This is a genomic window from Tenuifilum thalassicum, assembly GCF_013265555.1.
GTDB classification, from domain to species: Bacteria; Bacteroidota; Bacteroidia; order Bacteroidales; family Tenuifilaceae; genus Tenuifilum; species Tenuifilum thalassicum.
Map to the genome: position 1 here is coordinate 3,137,632 of NZ_CP041345.1, position 14,902 is coordinate 3,152,533.

The 14,902-nt window shown below is 38.4% G+C and carries 14 protein-coding genes and 1 tRNA gene; 11 read left to right on the plus strand and 4 right to left on the minus strand.

Going from position 1 to position 14,902, the window contains the following annotated elements; all coding sequences use genetic code 11:
- Positions 1-86 precede the first annotated feature (86 nt).
- The 5 genes from FHG85_RS12900 to FHG85_RS12920 are packed head-to-tail and all read left to right on the plus strand — an operon-like array spanning position 87 to position 7,543.
- Positions 87-425, plus strand: a complete 339-nt coding sequence (locus tag FHG85_RS12900) for a translation initiation factor (RefSeq protein ID WP_173076574.1) — start codon at positions 87-89, stop codon at positions 423-425.
- On the plus strand, positions 425-1,681 hold the full coding sequence (locus FHG85_RS12905; protein WP_173076576.1) for a T9SS type A sorting domain-containing protein: 1,257 nt from the start codon (positions 425-427) through the stop codon (positions 1,679-1,681). Before FHG85_RS12900 ends, FHG85_RS12905 begins: the two co-directional genes overlap by 1 nt.
- Before the next feature lie 9 nt (positions 1,682-1,690).
- The gene (locus tag FHG85_RS12910) at positions 1,691-4,543 is read left to right on the plus strand and encodes a hypothetical protein (protein WP_173076578.1); all 2,853 of its coding nucleotides are present in this window, start codon (positions 1,691-1,693) and stop codon (positions 4,541-4,543) included.
- 39 nt (positions 4,544-4,582) lie between these two features.
- Complete coding sequence (locus tag FHG85_RS12915) at positions 4,583-5,128, plus strand: 5-formyltetrahydrofolate cyclo-ligase (protein ID WP_173076580.1); 546 nt, start codon at positions 4,583-4,585, stop codon at positions 5,126-5,128.
- 18 nt (positions 5,129-5,146) lie between these two features.
- Positions 5,147-7,543 carry an endonuclease gene (locus FHG85_RS12920; protein WP_173076582.1) on the plus strand — a complete coding sequence of 799 codons (2,397 nt, stop codon included), beginning with the start codon at positions 5,147-5,149 and terminating at the stop codon, positions 7,541-7,543.
- A 77-nt stretch (positions 7,544-7,620) separates the two neighbouring features.
- Here FHG85_RS12920 and FHG85_RS12925 read toward each other — a convergent pair whose 3' ends face one another.
- On the minus strand, positions 7,621-8,319 hold the full coding sequence (locus FHG85_RS12925) for a superoxide dismutase (RefSeq protein WP_173076584.1): 699 nt from the start codon (positions 8,317-8,319) through the stop codon (positions 7,621-7,623).
- Between the two features lie 241 nt (positions 8,320-8,560).
- On the opposite strand from FHG85_RS12925, the gene FHG85_RS12930 reads away from it, so the two are divergent.
- Positions 8,561-9,532 (plus strand): sulfotransferase family protein, encoded by a 972-nt coding sequence (locus tag FHG85_RS12930; protein WP_173076586.1) that lies wholly within the window; start codon positions 8,561-8,563, stop codon positions 9,530-9,532.
- Here the strand turns inward: FHG85_RS12930 and nadB are convergent.
- Together nadB and FHG85_RS12940 are read right to left on the minus strand one after the other, a co-directional pair.
- Positions 9,529-11,109, minus strand: a complete 1,581-nt coding sequence (nadB, locus tag FHG85_RS12935) for an L-aspartate oxidase (protein ID WP_173076588.1) — start codon at positions 11,107-11,109, stop codon at positions 9,529-9,531. The two genes, FHG85_RS12930 and nadB, sit on opposite strands and share 4 nt — an antisense overlap.
- 74 nt (positions 11,110-11,183) lie before the next feature.
- A complete protein-coding gene (locus FHG85_RS12940; protein WP_173076590.1) occupies positions 11,184-11,957 on the minus strand; it encodes a histidinol-phosphatase HisJ family protein in 774 nt (257 codons plus the stop codon).
- An 83-nt stretch (positions 11,958-12,040) separates the two neighbouring features.
- On the opposite strand from FHG85_RS12940, the gene FHG85_RS12945 reads away from it, so the two are divergent.
- The 5 genes from FHG85_RS12945 to FHG85_RS12965 all read left to right on the plus strand — a co-directional run bounded on the left by FHG85_RS12945 (position 12,041) and on the right by FHG85_RS12965 (position 14,508).
- A complete protein-coding gene (locus tag FHG85_RS12945) occupies positions 12,041-12,313 on the plus strand; it encodes a LysO family transporter (RefSeq protein WP_173076592.1) in 273 nt (90 codons plus the stop codon).
- On the plus strand, positions 12,310-12,912 hold the full coding sequence (locus tag FHG85_RS12950; protein ID WP_173076594.1) for a lysine exporter LysO family protein: 603 nt from the start codon (positions 12,310-12,312) through the stop codon (positions 12,910-12,912). Before FHG85_RS12945 ends, FHG85_RS12950 begins: the two co-directional genes overlap by 4 nt.
- Before the next feature lie 12 nt (positions 12,913-12,924).
- Positions 12,925-13,719, plus strand: a complete 795-nt coding sequence (locus tag FHG85_RS12955; RefSeq protein WP_173076596.1) for a 5'-nucleotidase, lipoprotein e(P4) family — start codon at positions 12,925-12,927, stop codon at positions 13,717-13,719.
- Between the two features lie 101 nt (positions 13,720-13,820).
- Positions 13,821-13,892: transfer RNA gene (locus tag FHG85_RS12960), tRNA-Arg, on the plus strand.
- Positions 13,893-14,022: 130 nt separating this feature from the next.
- Entirely contained in the window at positions 14,023-14,508 is a 486-nt protein-coding gene (locus FHG85_RS12965; protein WP_173076598.1) for an Lrp/AsnC ligand binding domain-containing protein, read from the plus strand.
- 55 nt (positions 14,509-14,563) lie between these two features.
- Here the strand turns inward: FHG85_RS12965 and FHG85_RS12970 are convergent, their stop codons facing one another.
- Positions 14,564-14,791, minus strand: a complete 228-nt coding sequence (locus FHG85_RS12970) for a hypothetical protein (RefSeq protein WP_173076600.1) — start codon at positions 14,789-14,791, stop codon at positions 14,564-14,566.
- Between the last annotated feature and the right edge of the window lie 111 nt (positions 14,792-14,902).

A 14,902-nucleotide genomic window follows, 5' to 3' on the forward strand; every position in this document is an offset into this window, starting at 1 on the left:
ATGTCTCCCCTCCCCCCTCCAATTCCATACCCAACCAAATTCTATCTTTTTCGTAAAAGTTATAAGTTTGTAGAAAATTATTCGACATGGACTGGAAAGATAAGCTAAGCTTTGCCTACTCTACTAACCCAGATTTTAAACCAGAGGAAGAGGATAGCAATGAACCAGAAATTGTTCCCCCTTCAAGTCAGAAGCTGATAGTTGGCATTGAGCGTAAAAACCGTGGAGGTAAGGTTGTGACGATTGTAAAAGGATTTGTTGGCCCCAACGATGAGTTGAACAAGCTTGGCAAAACGCTTAAAACAAAATGCGGCGTTGGTGGTAGCACAAAAGATGGCGAAATCCTTATTCAAGGTGATCATAGACAAAAAGTGGCCTCTATTTTGCAAGATTTAGGCTACAAGGTTGTTATTTCCGGAAAATAATGAGATCGGTTAGGTACATACTTTTGTTAGCTAGTATCCTGCTTGTTCGGTTAGCAGCAGCCGATACGCTGACCATCATGCAATATAACCTGATGTATTACGACAAGGAGTATAGCGACTGCAATAGCACAAACAATAATGTGGATGCAAAGGATGGATACCTACGTACAATTTTAGAATACGTTCAACCCGATATTCTTACCGTTAACGAGGTTAACGACGCTGTAGCCAGCGTTGAACGCATCAAAACAAATACTCTGAACGTTAATGGTGTAACCAAGTACAAGCGCGCCAATTTTAGCGGCGATTTTCTGGTAAACATGATTTACTACAACTCCGAAAAGCTTGAGCTAAAATCGCAAGAAGCCATTTCGACCTACCCAAGAGAGACAAATGTTTACAAGCTCTACCTAATAACCCCCAACCTGGTTAATGGCGATACCATTTTCATCTATCATCTTGTTACCCATCTTAAAGCTGGCAGCTACGATTCCGATGCTCAAGCAAGAGCTACAGCTGCTACTAAGATTATGGACTACCTGGTTACCAATGGAATTAACAAAAATGTTATCCTTTCGGGCGATTTGAACCTTTATGGGGCCTCCGAAGCTGCTTTTGTAAAATTTACAACACCAGCTGGAACAAACAATTTCCGACTCTACGACCCTTTAAATATGGTAGGCGAATGGCACAACGATTACCAATACCGTTACATCCACACGCAGTCAACAAGGACCTATGCCGACAATGGCTGCTTCTCGACAGGTGGACTCGACGACCGTTTTGACTTTATCCTTACATCAAGCGATATTCTTAGCGGAACTAGCGGCATTAAATTTCACAGCTATGTAACTTTAGGTCAGGATGGCAACCGCTACAACAGCTCGGTGGTGTCCCCCTCCAATACCAGCGTTCCATCCGAGGTGGCGAATGCCCTCTATAACATGTCCGATCATCTCCCTGTAATTATGAAGGTAACCTATACATCGGAAAATACTTCAGCTAGCACTACTGAAAAAACAATTCCAATTAGCTATAACAATCCTGTAAGCGATATCCTTAGAATAAATGTGCTGGATCCAAACCCAATAAAATCGATATATATATATAACATTTTGGGAAATATGGTTTACTCAAACAGTGCTCTTGAAAACCATACAATTAATATTGACTTCTCCCAAAATCCATCGGGAATTTATTTGGCTACATTACAGCTAGCCGATAATAGAAAAAGAATTATCAAAATTATTAAATAATATATCTATATGATTAATAGATTTTTTTATGTTTTTATTGCAACTATTACATTAAATATTTTATTTTTATCTAATACTTCAGTTGCACAATACTATCAAACAGGATCAGAGCCATTTAATACCAAATGGAAAATTAAGAGGTATAATAATATCCGTTTGATTTTTCCGGAAAATGCCGAGAACATTTCAAACAATTACCTTTGGGCGTTGAACTTAGCCGATAGCATAAATGATACCGACTACAGGGAAGGTGATAAGCAAATTGATGTGGTATTGCACCCCAACTCGGTTCTCTCCAATGGATTTGTAAGCTGGGCACCACGTCGAATGGAACTAATTACACAACCCTCGCCCGATGGCGAAGCGCTGATGTGGTATAAAAATCTTGCTATACACGAGATGCGGCATGTTAAGCAGATGTATTCGCTGCGCAGAGGAACTTTTCGAGTTCTTTCCTGGTTGTTTGGTGAGCAAGCGGTAGGACTGGCGTCGGGAATTATAAATCCTTGGATTTTTGAGGGCGATGCCGTTTGGGCTGAAACGTCATACTCTTATGCTGGCCGAGGGCGATCAGCAAGTTTCTTTAAGCATTACTACACGCACTCCGTTACTAATCAAAAACGATACACCTACGATAAGTGGATGCTTGGATCCTACAAGCATTACATTCCCAATCATTATGCTTTTGGCTATCAGATGGTAAAGTATATTAACGAAAGTAACGGTTCATCAGCAATTCCAAATACTTATCGTTTTGTTGGCAGGTTCCCTTTTACAATTTTTCCAACATATTTGGGATTAAAGTTTCAAACAGGTCTTTCGCGGAAAAGAATCTTCAAGAGAGCATTTGCACATAACGACTCCATATGGAAAAATGATTTTAATAATCATCCAAATATAATTTTGCCCGCTAAACGTTATGAATCATTTAAAAATTTCAAATACCCATATTCCATTAACGACTCTATTACGCTTGTTTACGTGGAATCGATAAAAACCACACCGTTTTTTGCTTATCTCTATAAAAACGGTAAGTTCAAAAAAATCAAATCAATAGGATATTTAATAGGGAAGCCCACTTTTACAGATAGTTTAATTTTATGGGCCGAATACAAACCCCACCCACGTTGGGAGTACAAGAATCAAACTGAAATAAAAATATTTAACCTAAAAACCAAAGAATTAGCCACAATAGGAAATGGCAGATACTTTTCGCCAGTTTTCTACAATAAGAGGAAGCTAATCTACTGCATCAGCTACAACGATAATGGCAGCTTTTCGCTTCTTGGCTTAAATAAATCTGGAAAGATAATAAGTACCTACGATTTTAGTCCTGATGTTGAGATTCAAGAAATAACAATAGATCAGGATAAAGGAAACACTTACGGAATTTGTGTTACTGAAGCTGGGAAAAAGCTTTTTAAAATCGATTCAAATAATGAATTTAGTATAATATTCGACGCTAAGTATAACGACTTAAGGTCAATTTCCTATGGCAATTCCTCTCTTTTCTTTAGTTTAACCAATGGTTATACTGAAAACATTTATCAATTTGATTTAAAAGATAGTATACTTTATTCAATAAAAGATTTACCTGTAAATTCTACATTCCCCTTTCCATATAAAAGTGGAATTGTGTTCTCTGGATACTCTCACAAAGGATATAGAGTGGCAAAAAATGAAATTAGTTTATCTAACAGATTGATTGTTGATAGCATACCATTATATAATCAGATAGTTAAAGCAAATAGCTTAACAATTAACCAAACCCCAAAACCAATTAAAGCTAGTTCAAAGGATTATAGTGGTGTTAAGACTTTAATAAATGTTCATAGCTGGTTTCCATTCTATGTAATGCCTATTGATGAGAACACTATTAGCATCGATGGGAATAGCATTGTTCCCGGATTTTCAATTCTTTCGCAAAATCTTAAAGGCACTTCAATACTAAATGCTGGTTATGGATACGACCAAACTCACCTTTACTACATCTCATACACCTATCGTGGATTTTGGCCCATAGTTAAGTTCAACATAGAGCAAAGCAACAACTCTGCCACACTTTACCGTGTTACGCAAAGCTACCCAACGTTCAGAGACTACCAAAAGCGATTTTCCACCACAATAATCCTCCCCTACACATTTAAAAATGGCCTTTACAAATCATACGCCCAGGTGTTTAACAAGTTTGAATACTCCAACAGCTATATCTACAAGGAATCAATAGATGCCTATCGCTCCGGTTTATACACCAATGAATTAGGAGTATACTACCAGAACCTACGCCGAATGGCGCACTGCGACCTTTATCCTAGATATGGAATTCAGGTTATTGGTGGCGTAATTTCTACCCCTTGGGATTACAGTAATTTAGGAAATCTTTGGTATGGAAAAGGAGTAATCTACCTACCTGGAATTTTCCGTAACAACAGCCTCAGAATAACAGGTCAATTTCAGGAACAAGATGTTAAATACTTTTACCTAAACAATAAGTTTAACATGATTAGAGGCTACAACGATTTCCCATCAGTTAAATTTGCAGGTATTTCACTCGATTACTCAACACCAGTTCTTTATCCCGATTTAACCTTAAGCTCAATTGCTTATGTTAAACGAATATCGATAAATCTTTTTGCCGATTTGGCAAGTAACCGATATAAAACGCTTATCAATAATTCAATTGTTACTTTAGATGAAAATCTTCAATCGTCAGGATTCGATATTCTTATCGATTTTCATCTTTTTAGAACCTGGTATCCATTTCGATTAAAGATCACACAAGGATTTATGGGGAAAGAACGAGCTTCATTTTCTAATATCTCACTCAATATTGATATTAATTCTAACTTTGCCCGCCATTAATTCATAACAAAGTCGATAAAAACCTCGTAGAAACTTGTAATGGAAATTAACAATCTTAAAAAGGAGCTACGTAAGGCCATTAAGGCTAATAAGTTGAGTCTTTTGCCCGATGATGCGGCAAAAAAGGCAATGCAAGTATTTGCTGAGATTGAAAGCATGGAACAGTTCCAGAAGGCAAAAACTGTCCTTGCTTTTTGGTCGCTCCCCGATGAAATAAACACCCATGATTTTGTTGTAAAATGGTCGTTAAACAAACGAATGGTTTTGCCAGTTGTTGTAGGTAATGACCTTGAACTTCGCGAGTTTACCAGAGTGGATAAAATGGAGGAAGAATCGGTTTTCGGTATTCTTGAACCAAAAACTGGGAAGCTAGTCGACCCTGCCGAAATCGACTTTGCAATTATTCCGGGCGTTGCATTCGACAAAAAAGGGAATAGGCTCGGACGTGGAAAAGGATTCTACGACAGAACACTGCATAAGCTCACAAGGGCTATTAAGGTTGGAATTGCATACGAATTTCAGCTTATCGATTCCGTTCCGGTTTCGGAACACGACATTCCAGTGGATAAAGTGATTTTTAACTGATTATAATTTGATTTTACTATGAGTAGGATAAAACGTTTTCTGGTATTGGGGCTGGTATTACTTGCTTTCTCCATTAAAGTTTTTGCGCAAATTCCTAATGGCTACTATGCTACTGCCGAAGGGAAAACCGGCGCTGAGCTTAAAACTGCGCTTTACAACATTATTAAAGACCATACGGTAATATCTTATGACGGGCTTTGGGATGCATTTCAGTATACCGATAAAAAAACCAACGGAAAGGTTTGGGATATGTATTCCGACATACCAGGGCAAACACCTCCATACGAATTTGTTTTTGTAACCAACCAATGTGGGAACTATAACTCTGAGGGCGACTGCTACAACAGGGAGCACTCCTTCCCAAAAAGTTGGTTCAACGATGCAAGCCCAATGTACTCCGACCTCTTCCACCTTTACCCAACCGATGGATATGTAAATAACAGAAGAAGCAACTATATATTTGGTGAGGTAGAAAACGTTACATGGACATCACTTAACGGTAGTATGCTTGGAACAACAACAGCATCGGGCACATCAATTACTGTATTTGAGCCAATTGATGAGTATAAAGGCGATTTTGCCCGCACCTACTTTTACATGGCTACCCGATACGAAAACCTAATCGACACTTGGGCAAGCTACGCCACCGAAGCCCAAAATATACTTGATGGAACAAAGTATCCTGCTTTTAAGCAGTGGTATATCGATCTGCTTATCAAATGGCACGAGCAGGATCCCGTTAGCCAAAAAGAGATTGACAGAAACAACATTATTTACAACGATTATCAGCATAACCGTAACCCATTCATTGATCATCCTGAATATGCCGAGCTGATTTGGACCGGATCAACATCAACCATCACATTTACAAGCTCACCCATTACCTCGGCTACTGTTGGAACTCAATACACCTATAATGTTACGGCAACAGGTGGAAACGGTTCAACACTTATCATTTCGGCAACCACCTTACCTGGCTGGCTTACCCTAACCTCAACAGGCAATGGTACAGCAACTCTTAGCGGTACACCATCGGCCGATAATGTTGGTAACAATAGCGTTACCCTTACCTGCACCGATGGTGAAAGCACAGCAAATCAAAGCTTCACAATCAACGTGGTGGGAAGCGGAACCCAGACCAACTCCGAAACATTTGAAAATATTCCGACCGACAGCCCAAGCTCCTACACAAGCAGAAGCTGGACAGGCGACAACAACCTTACCTGGCAGGCAACCAACGCCCGAACCGACCAAACAATAAACAGCAAGGCCATTTGCCTCAAGGATGCTTCCGGTTCTTATGTTGAATCTCCAACATTAACCGGCGGTTGTTCCCAAATTAGTTTTAAGCACCAGCAAAAGTTTTCGGGTAGCGGTGGTATAATCACCGTTTACGTGAATAATCAGCAGTTTGGAACAGCCAATGTAACTACCGATGTTCAAACATCAACCTTTACCATTACAGGAGTTAGCGATAATTTTACCATTAAACTGGAAAGCAATGGTGCCGCACGCATTGCAATTGACGATTTGGAGTGGACAAGCGCAAGCGGATCAACCAACTCAAAACCTATCATTTCCGATGTAACAGTCACACCTCAATCGCCTGTTACCAAGCAAACCATTACAGTTTCAGCAAACATAACCGATTCCGATGGTAGTATCACAGCTGCAATTCTCAAGTGGGGCTACTCATCCGATAACTTAAGCACTACATTCGATATGCAAGTCAATGGCAGCGAATATAGCTCACCTATTAACGCTCAAGATAATCCAACACAAATTTACTATCAAATTGTCGCTATAGATAACTCAGAAGACACTTCATACTTCAACTCTTCAATCACAGTAACACAAAACCAGCTACCAGTTATTGAAAACATAACGCAAACACCCACCAGCCCAACCTCAAATGATGCCGTAGCAGTTTCTGCAGAGGTAACGGACCCTGAAGGTAGATTAGGCAACGTTTTCCTCCTCTGGGGGACTTCCGAAAGCTCGCTTAACAGCTCTGATCAGATGAGTGGCACAAGCAATACATTTACAGGTCAAATCCCTGCAAATCAATCCGGAACAACCATCTACTATAAAATAAAGGCATTCGATGCCGAAGGCCAAATTGCCTATAGCAACGTTAATAGCTATACTGTTAGCCCACCAACCGATATCGACATAGAGACAACAAAATCTGTATCGGTTTATCCTAATCCATTCTCATCATTTATTCAGATTGAGTACCCTTTCACAAGTGAGTATTCCTATTCGGTTAGCAACCTTATTGGTCAAACCTTAATGGCACGTAGTGGAGTAAAGGGCAACACACGTATTGATTGTTCTAACCTTCAGAATGGCATTTACATGCTTACTATTAAAGGTGGAAACGGAACAATAATACGAAAGATGATTAAACGTTGATCAACGTTATTGTTTAAAATATAGAAAAAGGCGCCTCCAGTGAGACGCCTTTCTTTTTAATCGGTGTAGAACTTTTCTTACTCATTTAGCGCTTTTGCGTAAAGCTCCGACACTACCTCCCAGTTTATCAAACTCCAAATTCCCTTTACATAATCGGCCCTCTTGTTCTGATACTTGAGATAGTAGGCATGTTCCCATACATCGATGGCAATGATTGGCATCCCTTTGACATCGGAAATATCCATTAAAGGATTATCCTGATTGGGAGTTGAACAGATAGTAAGTTTCCCGTTTGGCTCAACCACTAGCCAAGCCCAGCCGCTTCCAAAACGTTTAAGAGCTGCCTCGTTTAGCTTAGCAATAAGATTATCTTTCGAACCAAACTCATTATTAATGGCATCGCTTAGCTCATTACTGATTTTGCTTCTGTTACCAGGCTTAAGAATTTGCCAGTAAAGAACATGATTAAAATAACCACCCACATTATTCCTTATGGCGGTTGGATAATTTGAAACATTAGCCATTATCTCCATGATACTTTTATTGGCCAATCCATTATCAGCTGCAGCCTTAACAAACTTTTTAAAGTACCCCTGATGATGACGGCTATAATGAATTTCGACCGTTTGAGCGTCAATAACAGGTTGTAAGGCACTGTAATCGTATGGTAGCTTATAAAAATCTAAATCTGAAACCTTTTGATTAAAGGTGCATTGCTGTGCATTCAACAGATATGAAAAGGCAACAGCAATAAATGTGAATATTAACTTTTTCATGATGTTTAGTTTATGTATAAAACAAATATTTGATAGGAAAGGTTCAGATTAGTGCACCGTATGTCTATAATCCAGTCGTAATAATCTAAAAATCTACTCTAAACCTTAACCATTAAAACAAAAGTCAACTATTTTAGAAAGAGTCAACCGTATTTGAAAAATCACTAAAAACCTATCATAAGAAAACTCAAAAAGGTTAACTTTAAAAACGAAACTTGCTTTCTCATTCAATACCAGTTAAATGCCTATCGATAAGATATTTATAGTGGGGAATAGTAGGAGTGGCACAAAGCTGCTTGGTACATGTCTTAACCTGCATTCACAGGTTAAAACCTTTAGAGAATTACATTTTTTCGATGAAATAGTATTGAATCCCTACAAAAGGATAAATAGAAAAACTGCTGAGAAAATATTAAACCGACTTGGATTGAATTTAAATCTGAATCTCAAACTACCCGACTGTTTAAATGATAAAGATCTACAAATACCAGCACATGAGCTCTACGATCATATTTTAAGCCAGGTACTAAAATTAAAAAACAAACGAATTGCTTGCGACCCAACACCACGTAACCTGTTTTATGCAAAAAATCTAATCGAGATCTATCCCAATGCATTGTTTGTTGTGCTAGTTAGAGATATCAGAGCCATACTCCTATCCCAAAAATACCGATGGAGAGCCGTAAAAGAATGGAAACGAAAAAAAAGTTTTGAGGCGTTTCGCTCTTTTATTAATTACAATACGTTCATCACAACCTTCATATGGAAAAAGAATTTCAAAGAATCAGAAAAGTTGGCCAGAGAAATTAAGGATTCTACATTAATTATAAAATATGAGGATTTGATTCAAAATCCTAAAAACGAGCTAGATAAAATAACCAAAAGATGTAATATCGATTTTGAAACCTCTATGTTAGATGTGAAAGTTATTAATACTAGCGATATCAATAAAAAAGGAATTCAGGGATTTGATAAATCTAGGATTAACGCTTGGGAAACAGACCTTGGCAAAACCGAGATTTGGATAGCCCAGAAACTATGCCGAAAAGAAATGTTGCAACTTGGTTACCCTCTTGTAGATGTAAAACCAAACATTTTAGTTCTTGCAATAAAGGTTTTTACGCTTCCGCTACATCTATGCCTTATTTTCTTAGTAAATATGATAAAATCGCTTAACCTGGTTTATTTTACCAAAAAATTACTAGCAAGCTAAAACTCCTGCCCCTTTTGTTTGGGATAGTCTAATGAGTAATGCAACCCTCGGCTTTCGTGCATTTGCTGTGCCGATTTAATAATCAGATATCCAACATTAATCATATTTCGTAGCTCGCAAAGCTTTTGGGTGAGTATCGACTTTTTGTAAAGCTCTTCGGTTTCGCGATAAAGTATCTCTAATCGGGTAAGAGCCCGCTGCAATCGAAGGTTTGAACGAACGATACCCACATAGCTGCTCATTATCTGCTGCATCTCTCTATAGCTTTGGGTTATGAGAACCATCTCCTCGTTATGAATAGTGCCCTCGTAGTCCCACTCCGGAACAGAATGGTTAAACTCATAATTCTTGTAGCTACTTAATGCATGCATTGCCCCCCTGTGGGCATAAACAATAGCCTCTATTAGGGAATTTGATGCCAACCGGTTTGCTCCGTGCAAACCTGTAGATGAGCACTCGCCTACCGCATATAATCGTTTAATGGTAGATTGGGCATTAGTATCAACCTTTATTCCTCCGCACATGTAGTGTGCCGCAGGCACAACAGGTATCATATCCTTGGTGATGTCAATTCCCAACGATAAGCATTTTTGGTAAATATTTGGGAAATGGTCAATAATATCTTTAGGATCTTTATGTGTAACATCAAGAAAAACATGGTCTTCGCCACGAATCTTCATCTCATTATCGATGGCACGGGCAACAATATCGCGGGGTGCAAGTGAGCCACGTGGGTCGTACTTATGCATAAACTCCTTTCCATCGATTGTTTTAAGAATTCCGCCAAAACCCCGCATGGCCTCGGTTATGAGGAAAGATGGTCGCTCACCAGGATTATAAAGCGATGTGGGATGAAATTGCATAAAGGCCATATTCTCTACTTGTCCCTTTGCACGATAAACCATGGCTATACCATCGCCAGTTGCTATGGGTGGGTTAGTGGTTGCATTGTATATATTTCCAGTTCCTCCTGTAGCCAAAACAGTAACACGACTTAAAACGGTATCTACCTTTTGGGTTTTTAAATCTAGAATATATGCACCAAAGCAAGTAATATCGGGGTTTCCACGCTTAACCTCAACACCTAAATGGTGCTGGGTAATAATTTCAACAGCAAAATGGTTTTGATATACTGTGATGTTAGGATGATTTAAGACCCTTGTGCTAAGAACACGCTGAATCTCGGCACCGGTATTATCTTTATGATGTAGAATTCGATGTTCGGAATGGCCACCCTCCCTTGCCAAATCATACTGTCCATTGGGTTTCCTGTCGAATTTCACCCCCCAATTTATAAGCTGCTTTATCTGATCAGGAGCTTCTTCAACTACCAATCTCACAACCTCCTCGTTACAAAGCCCGTCGCCGCAAACCAGCGTATCCTGTATATGCTTTTCGGCAGTATCGGGTTCATAGGTTACTGCAGCTATACCACCCTGAGCATAGGCTGTGTTTGTTTCATCAATTCTATCTTTGGTAACTACAATTACCTTGGCATGATCGGCAACCTTAAGCGCAAAACTTAAACCACCTATACCAGAGCCAACAATAAGAAAATCAGTTTCAATCTTACTCATCGAAATATGTATAAACAGCAAAATTGCTGTGAAATATTTTAGCAAATCTATTAAATAGCCCTAACTATTCAAAGCTAAAGCTTAATACGATTTCTTTTACGACGATTAAAAGTTACGATTTCTTTATATCCTATTGACTTTAAAAGACTTGCCGCCTCATCAAAATATTTTCCAATATTTTGTTCAACGTGAGCATCAGACCCAAGAGTGACTGGCACCTTGTAATGATGAAGCACTTCAAGAAAATCGACGGAAGGATAATATTCCGAACAGGGTTTGTCCTTTCCACTTGTATTTAGCTCAACAACCACATCACTCTCGCTAAATATTTTAGCTGTCTGCTCATAAATTGTTTTAAGTTTAAAGGAAGGATAAACGGCAAACTTTTTGGCTAAATCGGCATGGCCAATTATATCAAACATTCGTGTTTGAGCAGCCTCGCCAATTAAACGAAAATAGTTGCGGTAGAAATCATCAATATCAATTCCTGCGTACCCACTATAATCGGTATCAAAATTCCAATCACCTATAAAATGAACCGATCCAATTACATAATCAAGAGGAAGCGAGTTTATTAGCTGTTGTGTCTCTAAAACCTTATCGGGAATATAATCGACCTCGGCACCAAAACGTATTGCAATCGAACTCGTTTTACGCTGAAGATGAGAGATTAGTTCAACTAGCGCTGGTAACTTCTGAAGATCCATAGCCCAACCAACAGGTTTTAGGGAGATATGGTCGCTGAAACCTATCTCGGATAATCCTGAAACCTTGGCTGAATAAACCATCTCATCGTGAGTATGGTGACCATCTGAAAAATTGGTATGTATATGATAATCGGGAAACATAGCTATTAAACAGTAATAAAGCCTATTTGTTTTACATCAAAATTACCATAATTATTACTATTATTGCCAAAAATTTTCAGAAATTGGTAGTAGTAGTTTCTATAATGACTGTTGGTATTATTCTTGGATTTATTCTTAAATCGAAGAAGAAATTAGTACGCCTAAACGATAAGCTGGTTACCTATGCCATATACCTTTTACTTTTTATGTTGGGTATAAGCATTGGTTCTAACGAACAAATAATGAATTCGCTTAGTTCCTTGGGGTTAATTGCGCTTATTGTTACAACAGGTGGGGTTTTAGGGAGCATTGTTTTGGGCTTTATTACATATAGATTATTTTTCAAAAAGAGATGAAAGGGAGCATTATTATATTAGGTTTTTTTACTCTTGGCCTAGTGGTTGGTGTTTACACACCAGTTAACGAATGGTTAATGGGTATTGACTATAGTTCTCTTTCGCTTTACCTTCTTATGTTCTTAGTAGGCGTAAGCATTGGTGCCGACGAAAAAGCGCTAAAAGCGCTAAAAACCATGAATGCCAAGATTCTACTAATACCAATCACCACAATTATAGGAACTGCACTTGGAGTTTGGCTAATATCATTTTTCATATCCCGATTTTCAACTCAAGAACTATTAGCAGTAGGGGCTGGTTATGGATACTACAGCTTATCGAGCATTATTATCACAAATATCCATAGCGATTCACTCGGGGTAGTAGCCTTACTATCAAATGTGATAAGAGAAATTACAACTCTCCTACTAGCTCCATTAATGGCATTATACTTTGGTAAAATAGCTCCAATCTGTTCTGGTGGAGCTACCAGCATGGACACAACCTTACCAATTATCACACAAGCATCGGGTAAAGAGTATGCCATTCCCTCGTTAATTCATGGTATTCTTCTCACCATATTGGTGCCATTTATTGTTACGTTTATATTATCACTATAAATACCAACAACGATGAAGATAAAAAATCTACTGGCAATAGCTGTCGCTTTTACTTTTCTGGCCTCCTGTGCAAATCGAAGCAAAGAGGAAAAGTACAACCACGACTACCTAATGTACGCAACCATTTGGTACCAGAACTCACCCGAGATGAAAGCCTTGTACTACCAAGGATTCAACATTGCAGGTGAACGTTTAAAACAGTTTTCGAAAATGAAAACTGCAAAACCAAAAGCTGTAGTTGTTGATATTGACGAAACCATGTTAAATAACTCACCCTTTCAGGCTCAGGAGATAATTGACAACAAGGGATATTCAAAAGAGTTCTGGAACGAATGGTGTAAACTTGCAAAAGCCGAAGCTACACCCGGTGCGGTAGAATTCAGCAAGCTTTGCGACTCGCTCGGCATTACACTTTTTTACATTAGCAACCGAAGCGTAACCCAATTTGATGCCACACTTCGTAACCTAGATTCTTTAGGTTTTGCCTATGCCAAACCTGAATATCTTATTCTTAAAGATGCTGAAAGCAGCAAAAAAGCCCGCCGAGCAAAAGTTACTGAAAACTATGAAATAGTTCTTTTAATAGGCGATAACCTTGATGATTTCTCTGAAATCTTTGAAAACAGAGCTAGCCAATGGGGTACAAAAACCGTTGATGAGTTCAAAAAAGAGTTTGGTAATCGCTACATTATTCTACCCAATCCAATGTATGGTTCATGGGAAAAGAATATTTATACAAAACAGGATACCCTACCTGCCCAAAGGGATAGTGCAAGGCGTTCGGTACTAAAAGGTTTTAGTTTATAAAATTTTTGGCTGTCGTAATTAAATCGAAAAAAATTTTACGACAACTAGTTTTTTCATTGTTTGTAAAAATTTCTTTTTTTAACTATCTTTGCAAACTGAATGGCCTTATAGTTCAAGGGATAGAACGGAAGTTTCCTAAACTTTAGATCCAGGTTCGAGTCCTGGTAAGGCCACAAAAGGGGAATTGCTTCCCCTTTTTTTATTTTTCAGCCCCTTTGTCAAGTAAATATTTTTAACAAAACTTGCATTTAAAATTTCATTGCATTAATTTTATGCCGTATTTAATTACATATTGTAACTTTTATGTCGGAAAAGTATAAAGTTGATGCAATAGACCAAAAGATACTATCGTATCTGGTAAAGAATGCCCGAATGCCATTCCTTGAGATTGCTCGCGAATGCGGGATTTCGGGGGCTGCCATACACCAGCGGGTAAAAAAGATGGAAGAAGCTGGTATTATTGCTGGCTCTAGCATGGTAGTAAAGCCAAAAGCGCTTGGGTTTGATGTGTGCGCATTTGTTGGGGTTCAACTTGTATCAACAAACCAGTATCCTGGTGTAATAGAAGCGCTTAAACTTATGCCCGAAGTGGTAGAATGTCATTTTATTACTGGCGAATATGCGCTTTTACTCAAGATGTTTTGTCGCGATAATGAGCATTTGATGGATGTGCTGGTAAATACCATTCAAAATATACCCGGCATTTCAAGAACCGAAACGTTCATCTCTCTCGACCAGGCAATTGAACGACCCGTTTATGTTAAAGACAAAAGCGTAGTTAGTGGATAAACAAAAGGCTGAACGAATTGTTCAGCCTTTTTACCTTTCACTTTTTTAATTTTATTTAGAAATCTTCGTCATCTTCATCATAGGCATCATCATCAAAATAGTTTTCAAACGAATCTCTAAGATCAAAATCTTCAAGATCTTCTAGCTCATCAATTTCATCGTAAAATGAACGCTTTAAATTCTTTTCCTTCTTTACAGGTTTCAGCTTTTTAGCTCTCTTCAGCTCGTCGGAATCGAAAGAATCATTCTTTACGGATTTCCGGAAATCCTTCTTTGACTTCATCACAAGACAAATTAAGATGTTTTTAGTTTTGTTTTAAAATTTTACGGTTTAACATAAATCTTGCAATTGCAAGTTTATATATTTTTTTGTTTAGTACAACTTGTCGGGATA